Here is a 16,959-nt window from a genome sequence, read left to right on the forward strand (position 1 = left end):
TTCGCGTGACATTGAAACTGCGGCGCCTCCGACTCATATAGTGTGTGACAGAGGCGCTAACCGAATCCTTCGTATCGAGCAGAACATACTTCGCATGAACATCATCGAACCCGGTATCCGTAATCTCGCCACCGCCAAGGACATCCTCCTGACGCCCTACGGTCTCGACGAAGCCCTGCTCACCCGCACGCTCGCCGAAATCTTCACGCACAAGATCGATTACGCGGACCTGTACTTCCAGTACACGCGCAGCGAAGCGTGGAGTCTCGAAGAAGGCATTGTGAAATCCGGCAGCTTCAGCATCGACCAGGGCGTCGGCGTGCGCGCCGTGTCGGGCGACCGCACGGCTTTCGCCTATTCGGACGACCTGTCGCCCGAAGCGATCCGCCAGGCGGCCATCGCCACGCGCGCGATCGGCAAGGCTGGCGGCGGCAAGCAGAAGATCAAGGTGGCGTCGTCGCTGACCGGCATTGCGGGACGCGATCTGTACCTGCCGGCCGATCCGCTGCATTCGCTCGACGCAACCGCAAAGGTCAAACTGCTCGAGCGCATCGAAAAGATGGCGCGCGGCCGCGATCCGCGCATCCAGCAAGTCATGGCCGGCCTCGCCGGCGAATACGACGTGGTGCTGGTCGCGCGCAGCGACGGCGGCTTCGCGGCCGATATTCGTCCGCTGGTGCGCGTGTCGGTCACCGTGATCGCCGAGCAGAACGGCCGCCGCGAAATCGGCAGCGGCGGCGGCGGTGGCCGCTTCGACTACGGCTATTTCACCGACGACATACTGTCGGGCTATGTGGACGACGCAGTCCATGCGGCGCTGGTCAACCTCGACGCTCGGCCGGCGCCGGCCGGCGCGATGACCGTCGTGCTTGGACCGGGCTGGCCCGGCGTGCTGCTGCACGAAGCGATCGGTCACGGTCTGGAAGGCGACTTCAACCGCAAGGGTTCGTCGGCATTCGCGGGGCGCATCGGCGAACAGGTCGCCGCCAAGGGCGTCACGGTGGTGGATGACGGCACGCTGCCGAATCGCCGCGGCTCGCTCAATATCGACGACGAAGGCAATCCGACCCAGTGCACCACGCTGATCGAAGACGGCATTCTGAAGGGCTACATCCAGGACACGCTGAACGCGCGTCTGATGAAGATGCCGGTCACGGGCAATGCTCGCCGTGAGTCCTACGCGGCGTTGCCGATGCCGCGCATGACCAACACGTACATGCTGAACGGCGACAAGGACCCGCAGGAAATCCTCGCCTCCGTGAAGAACGGTCTGTATGCGGTGAACTTCGGCGGCGGCCAGGTCGACATCACCAACGGCAAGTTCGTGTTCTCGGCCTCCGAGGCGTACATGATCGAAAACGGCAAAGTCACGTACCCGGTGAAGGGCGCGACGCTGATCGGCAGCGGCCCGGAGTCGCTGAAATACGTGACCATGATCGGCAACGACATGAAGCTCGATTCGGGCGTCGGCGTGTGCGGCAAGGAAGGCCAAAGCGTGCCGGTGGGCGTCGGTCAACCTACGCTGCGCATTGAGAAGATGACCGTGGGCGGCACCGCCTGAATTCGCAGCAAACGCATACTTCGTGCATACATCGCGCGAAGTATGCGGATTTTCCGCATTTTTGCACCCCGCAGCTTGCAAGCGCCGCCTGCCCGGGTTATAAAGTCACTCACCCTTTTTGACCTGCGACCTCATTCGTCATGTCCGCCAAGTTTTATTTTTACTTTTTTTGGCATCTCAGACCGCTGGCGGATCGAGAGGGGTGTTAGTGCACGCAGGACACCGAGAATTCCCGAAAAACCGCCAGCCAGCCTGGCGGTTTTTTTTCGCCTCATGCCTTTGAAACTTTAATTTTGATGGTCGTCCGCTCTGGCATTGCTGCTTCATCGCAAACCTGATTGCCCGCGCGAACACGCTACGAACCGATTGGAGAACAAGATGCCCCCGCACAACACCGACGATGTCCGCATCCGCGAATTGAAAGAACTCACGCCGCCGGCTCACCTGATCCGTGAATTCGCTTGCGACGAAACGGTGTCCGACGTGATCTACAACTCGCGGACCGCGATGCATCGCATTCTTCATGGCATGGAAGACCGGCTGATCGTGATCATCGGGCCATGCTCGATCCACGACACGAAAGCGGCGATGGAATACGCGGGGCGTCTGATCGAGCAGCGCAAGCGCTTCGCCGGCGAGCTGGAAATCGTGATGCGCGTGTACTTCGAAAAGCCGCGCACGACCGTGGGCTGGAAGGGTCTCATCAATGACCCGCACATGGACAACAGCTTCAAGATCAACGACGGCCTGCGCACCGCGCGCGAGCTGCTGCTGCGCATCAACGAACTCGGCCTGCCGGCCGGCACCGAATACCTCGACATGATCAGCCCGCAGTACATTGCCGATCTGATCTCGTGGGGTGCGATCGGCGCGCGCACCACCGAATCGCAAGTGCATCGCGAACTGGCTTCGGGCCTGTCGTGCCCGGTCGGCTTCAAGAACGGCACGGACGGCAATGTGAAGATCGCCGTCGACGCAATCAAGGCCGCTTCGCAGCCGCACCATTTCCTGTCGGTCACCAAGGGCGGCCACTCGGCGATCGTCTCGACCGCGGGCAATGAGGATTGCCACATCATTCTGCGTGGCGGCAAGACGCCGAACTACGACGCCGACAGCGTCAACGCCGCGTGCGCGGACATCGGCAAGGCAGGCCTTGCCGCGCGTTTGATGATCGACGCGAGCCACGCGAACAGCTCGAAGAAGCACGAGAACCAGATTCCGGTGTGCGCGGATATCGGCCGCCAGATTGCTTCGGGCGACGAACGGATTGTCGGCGTGATGGTGGAATCGCATCTGGTGGCGGGCCGCCAGGATCTGCAGGAAGGCTGCGCGCTGACATACGGCCAGAGCATCACGGACGCGTGCATCGGCTGGGACGAAAGCGTTGCCGTACTCGAAGGCCTCGCCGACGCGGTCAAGCAACGCCGTGTGGCACGCGGCAGCGGCAACTAAAAGCCCGCGTTGATTGCAGCAGTGGATACACCGGAAAACCCGGCTCGGTGGATGAGCCGGGTTTTTTGTTAGCCGAACGGACGAATGGTGCTCCTTTAACCGCCTCTGTACCGTAACAACTCATGGCCGGGTCGAATACGACTTGACCGGGGTGAATGTTACGTATAAGATTTTGTACATGAAAGGTGGCTATGGAGCAGGAAAAAGAAGTTCGCTGGCTAGGCTCCAGCTATCACGATTTACTCGCCTTTCCCGAAGAGATGCGCCGTCAAGCCGGGTTCCAACTCGGCAAGATTCAGGCAGGCCTCGACCCAGACGACTGGAAACCGTTTGACTCGATCGGCCCCGGAACGCGCGAGATTCGCCTCAGGGAAGCAGACGGTATTTTTCGCGTCATGTACGTGACCAAGTTTGTGGAAGCGCTGTATGTGCTGCATTGCTTCCAGAAGAAAACGCAAAAGCTGGGTCCGCACGACAGGAAGATCGCCGAAATGCGGTATCGCGCCATCATTAACGATAGGAAAACTTAACAATGACGATCGACACCAAAATTCGTCACGTCACCAGGCCGGGCGCCAATCTGTTCCTCGAACTCGGCTTTTCCGCTGAAGAGGCAAAGCGCCTGCACGCCGCGTCGCAAAAGCAGATCAACGACACGCGGCTGCTCAAGGAGCAGCTCATGACGGAACTGTCCACGTGGATTGAGCAGCATCATCTGAAGCAGGCCGAGGCGGCTGAGATTCTGATGGTGTCGCGCCCGCGCGTGTCCGATGTGGTCAACAAGAAGACGACCAAGTTCACCATCGACACGCTGGTGGAAATGATGAGCCGGATCGGCAAGCCGGTCACGCTGGCGGTCGGCTAACGTGTCGGGCTCGTCACGCGCGTGACGCTGCATGCGTCATCGCGCGGTCATACGTGTATTGGCACCGGCAGGTCTTTAGCCGGCGTTGCGCTCGTGTTGCCAGAGCACGTCGGTGCCGCCGTCCGCACGATTGAGCACGCGCGCGAGCACGAACAGCAGATCGGAAAGCCGGTTTACATACTGACGCGGCGCGGCGTTGATGGTCTCGTGCTCACCCAGCGCGACAATCGCCCGTTCGGCCCGGCGGCATACGGTGCGGCACACATGCGCGAGCGAGGCCGCGCGCGAGCCGCCGGGCAGAATGAACTCCTTCAGCGGCGGCAGAGCCGCGTTGTAGTCGGCAAGCCAGTCGTCGAGTTGGGCGAGTTGCCGGTCGGTGATCATCGTGTGGCCAGGAATGCACAGTTCGCCGCCAAGGTCGAACAGGTCATGCTGGATCGCTAGGAGCGCTGCCCGCACGTTGTCCGGCAAGCTTTCACACAGCAGCACGCCGAGGTTCGAGTTGAGTTCGTCCACGTCGCCGATCGCGGCAATCCGCGCGCTGTCTTTGCGCACACGGCTGCCGTCGCCGAGACCGGTGGTGCCGTCGTCGCCCGTGCGGGTCGCGATCTTGCTCAAACGGTTGCCCATGCTTTCTCCCATGCATTCAGTGACGATGCGCCACGCAATCCGCCATGGCCCGAAGCAGCCTATCGAAGCACCGCGTTTATCCATATTGCGCGCATCATGAAGTCGCCGCCATTATAGAAGCGCGGGCCGGCTGCAACGCCGGCCCGCGGGCGATCGGCGTAAAATGAAACACATGCTGCAAACCAGCACCGCCCCAAATATTAGGAGACATGCGTGAATCATCCCGTGCCGCCGGCCCCGCTGCGCCGACCGTTTCCCGCCGAGTTGCTGAACGCGCTCAAAGCCGTCTTTGCCGATCGCGTGTCCGTATCCGAAGCCGTGCGCACCCATCATGGCCGCGACGAATCGCCGTTCGACCCGCAACTGCCAGACGCCGTCGTCTTCGCGCGTACAACCGAAGACGTGCAAACGGTCGTCAAACTGTGCGGCCAGTACAACGTGCCGATCATCCCTTACGGCAACGGTTCGTCGCTCGAAGGGCATCTGCTCGCCGTGCAAGGCGGCGTCTCGATCGATCTGTCGGAAATGAACCGGGTGTTGTCGATCAACGCCGAAGACCTGACCGTCACCGTCGAGCCCGGCATCTCGCGCAAGCAGTTGAACGAAGCATTGCGCGACACCGGCCTGTTCTTCCCGATCGACCCGGGCGCGGACGCGAGCATCGGCGGCATGTCGGCCACGCGTGCGTCGGGCACCAACGCCGTGCGTTACGGCACAATGCGCGAGAACGTGCTTGGGCTGACCGTGGTGCTGGCCGACGGCCGCGTGATCAAAACCGGTACACGCGCTCGCAAATCGTCCGCGGGTTACGACCTCACGCGCATGTTCGTCGGCTCGGAAGGCACGCTCGGCGTGATCACGGAAATCACCGTGCGCCTGTATCCGCAACCCGAAGCGGTGTCGGCGGCGGTGTGCGCGTTCCCGTCCATGGGCGCCGCGGTGCGCGCGGTGATTGAAACGATCCAGATGGGTGTACCGGTTGCGCGCGTCGAGTTCGTCGATTCACTCGCCATCCGTTCGATCAATCGTCATTCGAATCTGACGCTGCGTGAAGCGCCCACGCTGTTCTTCGAATTCCATGGCACCGAGGCCGGCGTGAAAGAGCAAGCGGAACTGGTCCAGGAAATCGCCGCGCAGAATGCCGGCGAAGGCTTCGAATGGGCGACCCGTCCGGAAGATCGCAGCCGTCTGTGGAACGCGCGCCACAACGCCTATTTCGCCATGCTGCAACTGAAGCCTGGCTGCCGCGCGGTCACCACCGACGTCTGCGTGCCGATCTCGCGCCTCGCGGAATGCGTGGAGGAAACGGAACAGGATCTGAAAGCGTCGCCGCTGCCCTGCCCGATCGTCGGCCATGTGGGCGACGGCAACTTCCACGTCGCGATCCTGATCGATCCCAACAAGCCGGAAGAACTCGTCGAAGCCGAACGTCTGAACCATCGTATCGTGCAGCGCGCGCTGCGCATGGACGGCACCTGCACGGGCGAGCATGGCGTCGGCCTGCACAAGATGGGCTTCCTGCTCGAAGAGCACGGTGAAGTCGCGGTCGATACCATGCGCTCCATCAAACACGCACTCGATCCGCGCAATCTGATGAACCCGGGCAAGATCTTCACCTGGGCAGCATGACGCGTATTTAGGCGCGGCGACGCTAGAAAGCCAGCCGCGTGGGACTTGAAGGGCACGAGGAGACAAGTCACATGAACGCACCCGCTGAACTGACGGCCGAAGTACTCGCCCAGCGCCAGCGCGAAGTCGTGCAGGCGTTGATGGCTGTACTGCCGACCCATTGTCTGCTGTTTCGCGAAGAAGACACCGTCGCCTATGAATGCGACGGCCTCGCTGCTTACCGGCGTCTGCCGCTTGCGGTCGCGTTGCCGGAGACGGAATCGCAGGTGCAGCGCATCGTGCAGATCTGCCACCGTCTCGACGTGCCGATCGTGCCGCGCGGCGCGGGCACGGGGCTGTCCGGCGGCGCCATGCCGATCCGTCACGGCGTGGTGGTATCGCTCGCGCGCTTTCGCAAGATCGTCGAAGTCGATTCCTACGCGCGGACCGCCACGGTGCAACCGGGCGTGCGCAACCTGTCTATCTCGGAAGCCGCCGCACCTTACGGTCTGTATTACGCGCCGGACCCGTCGTCGCAGATCGCCTGCACGATCGGCGGCAATGTCTCGGAGAATTCCGGCGGCGTTCACTGCCTCAAATACGGTCTCACGGTGCATAACGTGCTGCGCGTGCGCGCCGTCACCATGGAAGGCGAGATCGTCGAGTTCGGCTCGCTCGCGCCCGACGCGCCCGGTCTTGATCTGCTAGCCGTGCTGATCGGCAGCGAAGGCATGTTTGCGATCGTCACCGAAGTCACGGTCAAGCTGATCCCGAAGCCGCAAACAGCGCAGGTCATCATGGCCAGTTTCGACGACGTCGTGAAAGGCGGCGACGCGGTCGCCGGCATCATTGCGGCGGGCATCATCCCTGCCGGTCTGGAGATGATGGACAAGCCGGCCACGCGCGCCGTCGAGGAATTTGTCCACGCGGGCTACGACCTCGACGCGGCGGCGATCCTGCTGTGCGAATCGGACGGCACGCCCGAAGAAGTCGCGGATGAAATCGTGCGCATGACCGCTGTGCTGCGTGAGCAGGGCGCCACCCGCATCCAGATTTCCCGCTCGGAGAACGAACGGCTGCGCTTCTGGTCGGGGCGCAAGAACGCATTCCCGGCCGCCGGCCGCATTTCACCCGACTATTACTGCATGGACGGCACCGTGCCGCGCCGCAGTATCGGGCCGCTGCTGGCGCGCATCGAGGCGATGGAGAAGACCTACAACCTGCGCTGCATCAACGTCTTCCACGCGGGAGACGGCAACATGCATCCGCTGATCCTGTTCAACGGCAACGACCTGGACGAGTGGCACCGGGCGGAAGCGTTCGGTTCCGACATCCTCGAAGCGTGCGTCGAACTGGGCGGCACGGTGACCGGCGAGCACGGTGTGGGCATCGAGAAGATCAATTCGATGTGCGTGCAGTTTTCGCCGGAAGAGCGGGATACCTTCCACGCGGTCAAGCGAGCCTTCGACGCACCCGGCCTGCTCAACCCCGACAAAGGTATTCCCACGCGAGCGCGTTGCGCCGAGTACGGCAAGATGCATGTGCGTGGCGGCTTGCTGCCGCATCCGGAGCTGCCGCGGTTCTAACGCAGTACAGGTTCCGCCCACGCATCGCGCATAAGCCGCGTGGGCGCCGTTTTTCCTGCTCTCACCCTGATTACCCGATGCGGGTCCGCTCCTGGTTGCCAGCCAGCCCCTGCCCGGTACAATCAAACGAAACACAACGAAGCAGGACACCATGGAAGAGGACGACATCGTCGCCGTGTGGTCGGAGCGTGTGCGTTCGGCCAGCGCCGAGGGGCGCGCGTTGCGCATCCGTGGCGGCGGCACCAAAGACTGGTACGGTCAGACGCTGGAAGGTGACATCCTCGACACGCGCGCTTATCGCGGCATCATTGCGTACGATCCGGCGGAGCTGGTCATCACCGCGCGCGCGGGCACGCCCCTGCTGGAGATCGAGGCCGCGCTCGCCGAACATCATCAGATGCTCGCCTTCGAACCGCCGCACTTCGGGGCGCAGGCCACCTTCGGCGGCTGCATCGCGGCGGGCATCGCCGGTCCGCGCCGGCCGTCGGCTGGCGCGGCGCGCGACTTCGTGCTCGGCGCGGTGATCATGAACGGCCAGGGCCAGAAGCTGCATTTCGGCGGCCAGGTGGTGAAGAACGTCGCCGGCTATGACGTCTCGCGCCTGATGGCCGGCTCGCTCGGCACGCTGGGATTGATCCTCGAACTGTCGATCAAGGTACTGCCGCTGCCGCAGGCCGAAGCCACGCTCAAATTCGACATGAACGGCACCGACGCAGTCCGTAAGCTCAACGAATGGGGCGGCCGCCCGCTGCCGATTACCGCGAGCGCATGGCGTCATGGCACGCTGGTCTTGCGCCTTGCCGGCGCCGAGGCCGCGGTCAAGTCGGCGAAAATGGCGCTCGGCGGCGAGGTGGTCGATGCCGTCGAAGCCGAACGCTTCTGGGCCGGCCTGCGCGAACAGACCGACTCGTTCTTCGCCGCCATCCCGCCGCGGTCCGCGCTGTGGCGTCTTGCCCTGCCTTCAATTACGGAGCCGTTGCAACTGCCCGGCGCGCAACTCATGGAATGGGGCGGCGGCCAGCGCTGGTGGATCACCGACACCGACGCGCAAACCGTGCGCATCAGCGCCAAACAGGCCGGCGGCCACGCCACGATCTTCCGCACCGGCCATGGCTACGATCGCGGCGCCGGCGTGTTCACCCCGCTTCCCGCGCCGCTGATGAAAATCCATCGCGGCCTGAAAACCGCTTTCGACCCGGCCCGCATCTTCAATCGCGGCCGTCTCTACCCCGACTTCTGAGCGACGCGATGCAAACCAACCTCGCGGACTTCATTCGCAACACGCCCGATGGCGACGAAGCCGACGGCATCCTGCGCAATTGCGTGCATTGCGGTTTCTGCACGGCCACCTGCCCGACCTATCAGATACTCGGCGACGAACTCGACGGCCCACGCGGACGCATCTATCTGATCAAGCAGATGGTCGAAGGCGCGCCGGTCACGCGCAGCACGCAAGTCCATCTCGACCGCTGCCTGACCTGCCGCAATTGCGAATCGACCTGCCCATCCGGCGTGCAATATGGCCGGCTGGTGGAAATCGGCCGCAAGCTCACTGAAGAGAAAGTCACGCGCCCGCTCGGTCAACGGCTGGTGCGCCGGATGCTCGCGAGCTTCGTGCCGAACAGCGCGCTGTTCACACCGACCATGCGGATCGGCCAGCATTTTCGCCCGTTGCTGCCCAAGAAGCTGCGCGACAAGGTGCCCGCGCGGCAGCGTCCGCTCGAATGGCCGACGGCAAAACATCCGCGCAAGATGCTGATGCTGGCCGGTTGCGTGCAACCGTCGATGATGCCGAACGTGAACATCGCCACCGCGCGCGTATTCGACGCGCTCGGCGTGGAAACGCTGATCGCGCCGGATGCCGGCTGCTGCGGCGCGATCCGTCTGCATCTGGGCTACAACGACGAGGCGCTCGACGACCTGCGCGCCAACATCGACGCATGGTGGCCCTACGTCGAACAGGGCGTGGAAGCGATCGTGATGAACGCGTCCGGCTGCGGCGCGACGGTCAAGGAATACGCGCACCTGTTGCGGCACGATCCGGCCTATGCGGAAAAGGCCCGCCGCGTGGTGGAATTGACGCGCGACGTGGCGGAGATCCTGCCGGAGTTCGAAGAAGCTTTGGTCTCGGTCACGCGCCGCCGCTCGGTTCATACGGTGGCGTTTCATCCGCCCTGCACGTTGCAGCATGGCCAGCAGATTCGCGGCAAGGTCGAGCATTTGCTGACCGCACTGGGCGTCGAGGTGCGTCTGCCCGCCGACAGTCACCTGTGCTGCGGCTCGGCCGGCACCTACTCGCTGACGCAACCGAAGCTCTCGTACGCGCTGCGCGATCAGAAGCTTGATCGGCTGCAGGCGCAGGAGCCGCAGGTGATCGTGTCGGCGAACGTCGGCTGCATTGCGCATCTGCAAAGCGGCACGTCGACGCCGGTCGCGCATTGGATCGAACTGGTCGAGCACATGCTGTCCGTATAATCGGGTAATCGACTTTCGCTGGACTTCCAGTTCCGACATGCCCGATCTGATTCACAACCTCGAGGCGGTGCAGCAGCGCATCGCCATGGCCGCCCACGTGGCCGGACGCGATACGCGCTCGGTCCATCTGCTCGCGGTCTCCAAGACCTTCCCCGCCGAAGACGTGCGCGCCGCCTACGCGGCGGGCCAGCGCGCCTTCGGTGAAAACTACGTGCAGGAAGCGCTTACCAAGATCGAGACGCTCGCCGATCTGCGCGCCACGCTCGAGTGGCATTTCATCGGCCCATTGCAATCGAACAAGACGCGGCCGGTCGCCGAGCAGTTCGATTGGGTGCATTCGGTGGATCGGTTGAAGATCGCGCAGCGGCTCTCGGAGCAGCGGCCGGACAATCTGCCGCCGCTCAACGTCTGCCTGCAGGTCAACATCAGCGGCGAGGCGTCGAAGAGCGGTGTGAGCATTCCCGAAGCGGTGGAAGTCGCGCAGGCGATCGCCGCGCTGCCGAAGCTGAATTTGCGCGGCCTGATGGCGATTCCCGAACCGGCCGGCGGCATCGACGAACAGCGTGTGCCGCATCGGCATTTACGCGAACTGTTCGAGCGTCTGTGCAACGACGGTCTCGAACTCGACACGCTGTCCATGGGCATGTCGAGCGATCTGGAGGCTGCCGTGCTGGAAGGCGCGACGATCGTGCGCGTCGGCACCGCCATCTTCGGCGCGCGAGATTACTCTAACTGACCTTATCGAGCCTTTCAGGCTCCTTGGGCTCTTCACGGCACTCGGCACTTCATTCGGAACATCATGAAAATTGCTTTTATCGGCGGTGGCAACATGGCCGCCGCGTTGATCGGCGGCCTCATCAAGCGTGGCGTCGCGCCCGCTGACCTCTACGCAATCGACCCCAACGAAGACGCGCGCAAGCGCAATGAGCAGCAATTCGGCATCAAGACCGGCGCCGCCGCGGATGCCACGCTCGCCGCGTACGACGCCGTCGTGCTGGCGGTGAAACCGCAGATCCTGAAGAGCGTCGCCGAGGCGGTGGCGCCGCATCTGCATGCGTCGCAACTGGCCGTGAGCATCGTCGCCGGCATTCGCATGGACGACATGTCGCGCTGGCTGAATGGGCACCACCGTATCGTGCGTGTCATGCCGAATACGCCGGCGCTAATCGGCATGGGCGTGACGGGGCTGGTCGCGACCGGCAGCGTCGACGAAGCGGGCCGCGCGCTCGCGTCGCAAGTGCTGGGCGCGGTCGGCGAAACCGTCTGGTTCGACGACGAAGCGAAGATCGACGCCGTCACCGCGATCTCGGGCAGCGGGCCGGCCTACGTGTTTTATTTCATCGAGGCGTTGCAGGAAGCCGCGCGCCAACTCGGCATGGATGAAGCGCAAGGCCGCGCGCTGGCGGTGGCGACCTTCACCGGCGCGGCGCAACTGGCGGCGAATTCCGACGAGCCGCCGAGTGTGTTGCGCGAACGCGTGACGTCCAAAGGCGGGACGACGGCGGCGGCGCTGGCGTCGTTCGAGGCGAGCGGCGTTAAGGATGCGATCGTGCGCGGTGCGCTTGCCGCGGATGCCCGCGCGAAGGAAATGGGCGACGAGTTCGGCAAGCAGTGAGGGTGTTCGGCGGTGCCACGATTCGAACCACAGGTGGCGCCTGCTGAATAGCAGGGCGGAACCGGCCTCGACGCCACGCGAAAAAACTTAAAACGAGCCCGCCGCGTAATGCGCGGCGATGCCGACAAACAGCGCGCCGCCCAACCAGTTGTTATGCCGGAACGCGGCAAAGCACGCCATCCGTTCGCGATTGCGAATCAGCGTGTAGTGATAGATCGCGCAGCCGGCGGCCGCCGCCCATCCCAGCCAGTACAGCACGCCGAAGCCGAGCAGCACGCCGATCCAGACGTAAATCCCCAGCGTCGCCGCGTAGCAGAGCATGATCGCGGCCACGTCGAAGCGGCCGAACGTCAGCGCCGACGTGCGGATGCCGATCTTGATGTCGTCGTCGCGGTCGACCATCGCGTATTCGGTGTCGTACGCCACCGACCAGAACACATTGGCCAGCAGCATCACCCACGCGAGCAGCGGCACGTGGCCCTGAATCGCGGCGAACGCCATCGGAATGCCGAAGCCGAACGCGATCCCTAAATACGCCTGCGGAATCGCAAAAAACCGCTTGGTGAACGGATACGAACCGGCGACGAAAAGCGCCGCCACGGACAACTCTTTGGTCAGCGTATTGAGCGGCAGTATCAACAGAAACGCCAGCAACGACAGTGCAGCCGCCAGCGCCACCGCTTCCCATGCCTTGATCTTGCCCGACGTGATCGGCCGATTCTCCGTGCGCTTCACGTAGCGATCGAAGTCGCGATCCGCGTAGTCGTTGATCGCGCAACCCGCCGAGCGCATCAGCACCGTGCCCACCGTGAAAATCACCAGCAGCGGCCACGTAGGATGACCGTCGGAAGCAATCCACAGCGCGTTGAGCGTCGGCCACAGCAGCAGCAGACTGCCGATCGGCTTGTCCATGCGCACGAGGCGCAGATACAGGGGAAGTCGGGCGAACATGGGCGGATTCTGTGAAAGTGCGAAGACGGTGCGGCTATTTTACGGGATGCGGACGGCGGGCCGCTTTCGGGCTGGCAAGGCGGACAGAGCCGATGGCGCTGAAAAAAACAAAGCCTCCCGCGCAGGGAGGCTTTGTTGGAGTCGCATTCAACTTTAACTTCAACTTCAACGCCGGCGCCGAAACGAGGCGCCGTGCGTGCAGATACTCAAGCCAGCATGGAGCGCAGCATCCACGCGGTCTTTTCGTGCGTTTGCATGCGTTGCGTCAGCAGGTCGGCCGTCGGTTCGTCGTTGGCGGCTTCCGTCGACGGGAAAATTGCGCGCGCCGTACGCACGACAGCTTCCTGACCTTCCACCAGTTGACGAATCATTTCTTCGGCGGCCGGCACGCCGTCCGCTTCCGGAATCGACGACAGCTTGGCGAATTCCTTGTAGCTGCCCGGCGCATGCACACCCAGCGCACGAATCCGTTCAGCGATCGAATCGACCGCCAATGCCAGTTCGTTGTATTGCGTTTCGAACATGAGGTGCAGCGTGTTGAACATCGGACCCGTCACGTTCCAGTGGAAGTTATGGGTCTTCAAATACAGCGTGTAGGTGTCGGCGAGCAGGCGCGACAGACCTTCTGCAATCTTCTTGCGATCTTTGTCGCTGATCCCGATATTGACGTGCTGTACGGCTGCTGTGGCTTCTTTTTTGGCCATGATGACTCCTTTGAAGAGTGATACGAACCGGTCGGCAAAGTGACGGTCTGCGGATAGCAAACTCGACAGCTCGAACGCTCGACAGTTTAGCCTGGAAAACTGCTGCGTTCGTATGACGCGTGGCCACTTGCCGCGTCCACGGCGGCGGCTTCGATCAACCGCCGAGCGCGTATTGCAGAGCCTGCGCGACGATCACGGCCACTCCGCTCGCGAAGATCGCAAAGCCTACCGCCCTGCGCGCGACCCATGCATGCCGTTGCGCGCTGTGTGCGGCTGACGTGCCGCCTGACATGCTCGTCATCATCTGCATCATGATCGTGCTCCTTCGGTTCGTATCGGTACTAGCGGAACGCAAATGCGCCCGCTCTACTGCATGACTTCAACTGCGCGATTGCTGCTTATTGCCCGCTGCGTTCCGCGAGGTCGGCCATCGCGGCGATCACGCCTTGCGCGTAAGCGGGATCGGCACGACGGAAATGCTCGAGCTGACGCGCGACGATTTCCTGCGGCACGCCGTTGATATGGCGTGCGATGTTGCCGAACAGACGCTCGCGCTGAGCCGTATCGAAGAGCGCAAACAACATACCCGGCTGCGTGTAGTAGTCGTCGTCCAGCCGATGCTCGTAGCGATCCACCGTGCCCGCCGCGAGCGGCGGTTCGGCTGCGTTGGCGTCCTGCGCGAAGTCGCCGAAGCGGCTCGGCTCGTAATTCACGTTGCCGCCGAGGTTGCCGTCGGTGCGCATCGCGCCGTCGCGATGGAACGAATGCGGGCTCGGGACGCGCGCTGCATTCACCGGAATCTGATGGTGATTGATGCCGAGTCGATAGCGCTGCGTATCGCCGTATGAGAACAGACGGCCCTGCAACAGACGGTCCGGCGAGAAGCCGATACCCGGCACCACATTGGCGGGCGTGAACGCCGCCTGCTCCACGTCGGCAAAGTAGTTCTGTGCGTTGCGATTCAACTCGATCGTGCCGACGTCGATCAACGGATAGTCCTTCTGCGACCAGACTTTCGTGATGTCGAACGGGTTGAAGCGATACGTGACGGCCTCTGCTTCCGGCATCACCTGAATGGCGAAGCGCCACTTCGGGAAATTGCCCGCGTCGATGTTGCCGACCAGATCGCGTTGCGCGCTTTCGCGGTCTTGCGCGACGACTTGTGCCGCTTCGGCATCGGTGAAGTTCTCAATGCCTTGCATCGATTTGAAATGGAACTTCACCCAGAAACGCTCGTTGGCGGCGTTGATGAACGAATACGTGTGCGAGCCGAAGCCGTGCATCTGACGATAATTCTGCGGAATGCCGCGGTCGCTCATCAGAATCGTCACTTGATGCAGCGATTCCGGATGACGCGACCAGAAATCCCATGCGGCGACATTGCTGCGCATGTTGGTGTACGGGTCGCGCTTTTGCGTGTGAATGAAGTCCGGAAACTTCAGCGGATCGCGGATAAAGAATACCGGCGTGTTATTGCCGACCACGTCCCAGTTGCCTTCTTCCGTGTAGAACTTGATCGAGAAACCGCGCACGTCGCGTTCGGCGTCGGCAGCGCCCCGCTCGCCCGCGACCGTCGAAAAGCGCATGAAGAGCGGCGTTTCCTTGCCGACTTGCGCGAACACCTTGGCCTTCGTATAGCGCGAGATGTCGTGGGTGACCTTCAACGTGCCGAACGCACCTGAACCTTTGGCGTGAACGCGGCGTTCCGGGATCACTTCACGATCGAAGTGGGCGAGTTTTTCGAGCAGCCAGACATCTTGCAGAACAACCGGGCCGCGCGCGCCTGCGGTCATCGAATTCTGGTTGTCGGCGACGGGTGCGCCGGCGGCACTGGTGAGCTTACGTTCGGACATGCGTGACTCCTGGTTGGCTTTTATCGAAAACAGATTGGGGGGCGCGACGCGGCACGCTGAGGCCAGAGGCTCATGCGCTAGGCGGACAAGGCCCGATCGACCAGCAGGGAAAACATGACAGTGCGCGCGCTGAGCATTGAGGCGGCAAAGCGGCGCGGCGCAACGGCCGTCGGAGGGACGAGGACTTGGACTTGTCGCGGCTTGGATTGCGTCATGATTTCCTCCGGGGTCTTTGGGATCGGGCGATCCGTGGAGGAAACTATAACAATACTATCGAAATAACGTGTTTGATTAATTTTATCTATTCGATAGGCCTGGCGGCTGTCGACGCCTTGCATGGGCGCCAAGCCGGCCGCTGGGCTTACGCAGCGAGGCGGCCTTCGTGGAGCATCTGTCTAGTTGACTGCGACCGGCAAATCGAGCTTCTTGACGCCCGCCAGATCACACGAGTTGATAGCGTCGCAAATGGCCTCAATGGCGGGCATGCGGGTGAAGCTCTTGCGCCAGGCCAGCACGACGCGGCGATCCGGCACGGGCTCGTCGAAAGCGACATAGCTCAGCAGCCCCGAATCGATGCCGCCGGCGTGCGGCTTGACTTCATGCACCGACATGCGCGGCAGCACGGTAATGCCGACACCGCTCGCCACCATGTGGCGGATGGTTTCCAGCGAGGACCCTTCAAAGGTTTTCTGGATGCCGTCCGCGTTTTGCGAAAAGCGCATCAGTTCCGGGCAGACGCCCAGCACATGGTCGCGGAAGCAGTGACCGCTGCCGAGCAGCAGCATGGTTTCCTGCTTGAGATCGTCGGCATCGATTTTCGGGCGGTTTTCCCAGGCATGCCCGGACGGCAAGGCAACCACGAAAGGCTCGTCGTATAGCGGGCGCAGCATCAAGCCGGTTTCCGGAAACGGCAGCGCCATGATGGCGACATCGATTTCGCCTTGCTTGAGCAGTTCGATCAGTTTGAGCGTGTAATTTTCCTGCAGCATCAAGGGCATTTGCGGGACGCGCTTGATCATCTGCTTGACAAGCGTGGGCAGCAGGTACGGCCCGATCGTGTAGATGACGCCAAGACGCAGTGGCCCGACCAGCGGGTCTTTGCCCTGTTTCGCGATTTCCTTGATGGCCAGCGTCTGTTCGAGGACGCGTTGCGCTTGCGTGACGATCTGTTCGCCGATCGGCGTGACGCTCACTTCGCTGGTGCCGCGCTCGAAGATCTGGACGTTGAGTTCGTCTTCGAGCTTTTTGATTGCCACCGACAGCGTCGGCTGGCTAACGAAACACGCTTCGGCGGCCCGGCCGAAGTGCCGCTCGCGGGCGACCGCGACGATGTATTTCAATTCGGTGAGCGTCATTAGGGGACCAATCAGTGCGGTGAGTTCGATAGGTTCTAGTTATACACCTATAGGGTCGGTTCGCCAACTGTTTGGGGTTATTTGCGCGGGGCGCTGGGGGGGTTTGGTGGGGCTTTCTTGCTGGTTGGCCTTTCCTTGCGATGTTAGTGGTCTATTAGCGTTGCCCCTGTGCGGGGCGGCACCTACTTTCTTTGCCGCGGTGTATGGACCGGAGACATGGGTAACACTCTGGGCGAGCGAATCGCCTGGAGCCGGTTATGCCCTGGAACCCGAGAGACACCATGAATCTGCGTCTGGAATTCGT

17 protein-coding genes are annotated in these 16,959 nt (G+C 62.6%); 10 read left to right on the top strand and 7 right to left on the bottom strand.

Annotated elements, in window-relative coordinates:
* The first annotated feature begins 94 nt into the window (after window positions 1-94).
* The 4 genes from tldD to B0G73_RS28470 all read left to right on the top strand — a co-directional run bounded on the left by tldD (window position 95) and on the right by B0G73_RS28470 (window position 3,878).
* Window positions 95-1,561 carry a metalloprotease TldD gene (tldD, locus tag B0G73_RS28445; RefSeq protein WP_106284500.1) on the top strand — a complete coding sequence of 489 codons (1,467 nt, stop codon included), beginning with the start codon at window positions 95-97 and terminating at the stop codon, window positions 1,559-1,561.
* A gap of 378 nt (window positions 1,562-1,939) precedes the next feature.
* Window positions 1,940-3,013 carry a 3-deoxy-7-phosphoheptulonate synthase AroG gene (aroG, locus tag B0G73_RS28460; RefSeq protein ID WP_012431785.1) on the top strand — a complete coding sequence of 358 codons (1,074 nt, stop codon included), beginning with the start codon at window positions 1,940-1,942 and terminating at the stop codon, window positions 3,011-3,013.
* 191 nt (window positions 3,014-3,204) lie between these two features.
* Window positions 3,205-3,543, top strand: coding sequence for a type II toxin-antitoxin system RelE/ParE family toxin (locus B0G73_RS28465; protein ID WP_106284501.1), 339 nt, complete (start codon window positions 3,205-3,207; stop codon window positions 3,541-3,543).
* Window positions 3,544-3,545: 2 nt separating this feature from the next.
* Window positions 3,546-3,878 carry a helix-turn-helix domain-containing protein gene (locus B0G73_RS28470; RefSeq protein WP_091796681.1) on the top strand — a complete coding sequence of 111 codons (333 nt, stop codon included), beginning with the start codon at window positions 3,546-3,548 and terminating at the stop codon, window positions 3,876-3,878.
* 75 nt (window positions 3,879-3,953) lie between these two features.
* On the opposite strand, the gene B0G73_RS28475 is transcribed toward B0G73_RS28470, so the two are convergent.
* On the bottom strand, window positions 3,954-4,508 hold the full coding sequence (locus B0G73_RS28475; RefSeq protein ID WP_106284502.1) for a cob(I)yrinic acid a,c-diamide adenosyltransferase: 555 nt from the start codon (window positions 4,506-4,508) through the stop codon (window positions 3,954-3,956).
* 213 nt (window positions 4,509-4,721) lie between these two features.
* Between B0G73_RS28475 and B0G73_RS28480 the strand changes: the two genes are divergently transcribed.
* The 6 genes from B0G73_RS28480 (at window position 4,722) to proC (ending at window position 11,792) form a co-directional block, all read left to right on the top strand.
* Complete coding sequence (locus B0G73_RS28480) at window positions 4,722-6,137, top strand: FAD-linked oxidase C-terminal domain-containing protein (protein ID WP_106284503.1); 1,416 nt, start codon at window positions 4,722-4,724, stop codon at window positions 6,135-6,137.
* A 71-nt stretch (window positions 6,138-6,208) separates the two neighbouring features.
* Window positions 6,209-7,702: an FAD-linked oxidase C-terminal domain-containing protein gene (locus B0G73_RS28485; protein WP_106284504.1), complete on the top strand. Its 1,494-nt coding sequence runs from the start codon at window positions 6,209-6,211 to the stop codon at window positions 7,700-7,702.
* Window positions 7,703-7,853: 151 nt separating this feature from the next.
* Complete coding sequence (glcE, locus tag B0G73_RS28490) at window positions 7,854-8,942, top strand: glycolate oxidase subunit GlcE (protein ID WP_106284505.1); 1,089 nt, start codon at window positions 7,854-7,856, stop codon at window positions 8,940-8,942.
* Window positions 8,943-8,950: 8 nt separating this feature from the next.
* Window positions 8,951-10,177, top strand: coding sequence for a glycolate oxidase subunit GlcF (glcF, locus tag B0G73_RS28495; protein WP_106284506.1), 1,227 nt, complete (start codon window positions 8,951-8,953; stop codon window positions 10,175-10,177).
* Window positions 10,178-10,214: 37 nt separating this feature from the next.
* Entirely contained in the window at window positions 10,215-10,913 is a 699-nt protein-coding gene (locus B0G73_RS28500; RefSeq protein WP_106284507.1) for a YggS family pyridoxal phosphate-dependent enzyme, read from the top strand.
* A gap of 63 nt (window positions 10,914-10,976) precedes the next feature.
* Window positions 10,977-11,792 (top strand): pyrroline-5-carboxylate reductase, encoded by an 816-nt coding sequence (proC, locus tag B0G73_RS28505; RefSeq protein ID WP_106284508.1) that lies wholly within the window; start codon window positions 10,977-10,979, stop codon window positions 11,790-11,792.
* An 87-nt stretch (window positions 11,793-11,879) separates the two neighbouring features.
* Here proC and ubiA read toward each other — a convergent pair whose 3' ends face one another.
* The 6 genes from ubiA to B0G73_RS28530 all read right to left on the bottom strand — a co-directional run bounded on the left by ubiA (window position 11,880) and on the right by B0G73_RS28530 (window position 16,655).
* Entirely contained in the window at window positions 11,880-12,743 is an 864-nt protein-coding gene (ubiA, locus tag B0G73_RS28510; protein WP_106284509.1) for a 4-hydroxybenzoate octaprenyltransferase, read from the bottom strand.
* Window positions 12,744-12,949: 206 nt separating this feature from the next.
* Entirely contained in the window at window positions 12,950-13,447 is a 498-nt protein-coding gene (locus B0G73_RS28515) for a Dps family protein (RefSeq protein ID WP_106284510.1), read from the bottom strand.
* 154 nt (window positions 13,448-13,601) lie between these two features.
* Complete coding sequence (locus B0G73_RS40690; protein ID WP_181196660.1) at window positions 13,602-13,760, bottom strand: hypothetical protein; 159 nt, start codon at window positions 13,758-13,760, stop codon at window positions 13,602-13,604.
* Window positions 13,761-13,845: 85 nt separating this feature from the next.
* Complete coding sequence (locus B0G73_RS28520; RefSeq protein WP_106284511.1) at window positions 13,846-15,300, bottom strand: catalase; 1,455 nt, start codon at window positions 15,298-15,300, stop codon at window positions 13,846-13,848.
* A gap of 77 nt (window positions 15,301-15,377) precedes the next feature.
* Entirely contained in the window at window positions 15,378-15,638 is a 261-nt protein-coding gene (locus tag B0G73_RS28525) for a hypothetical protein (RefSeq protein WP_106284512.1), read from the bottom strand.
* A 57-nt stretch (window positions 15,639-15,695) separates the two neighbouring features.
* A complete protein-coding gene (locus B0G73_RS28530) occupies window positions 15,696-16,655 on the bottom strand; it encodes a LysR substrate-binding domain-containing protein (protein WP_106284513.1) in 960 nt (319 codons plus the stop codon).
* Between the last annotated feature and the right edge of the window lie 304 nt (window positions 16,656-16,959).

Source organism: Paraburkholderia sp. BL25I1N1 (genome assembly GCF_003002025.1).
GTDB lineage: Bacteria > Pseudomonadota > Gammaproteobacteria > Burkholderiales > Burkholderiaceae > Paraburkholderia.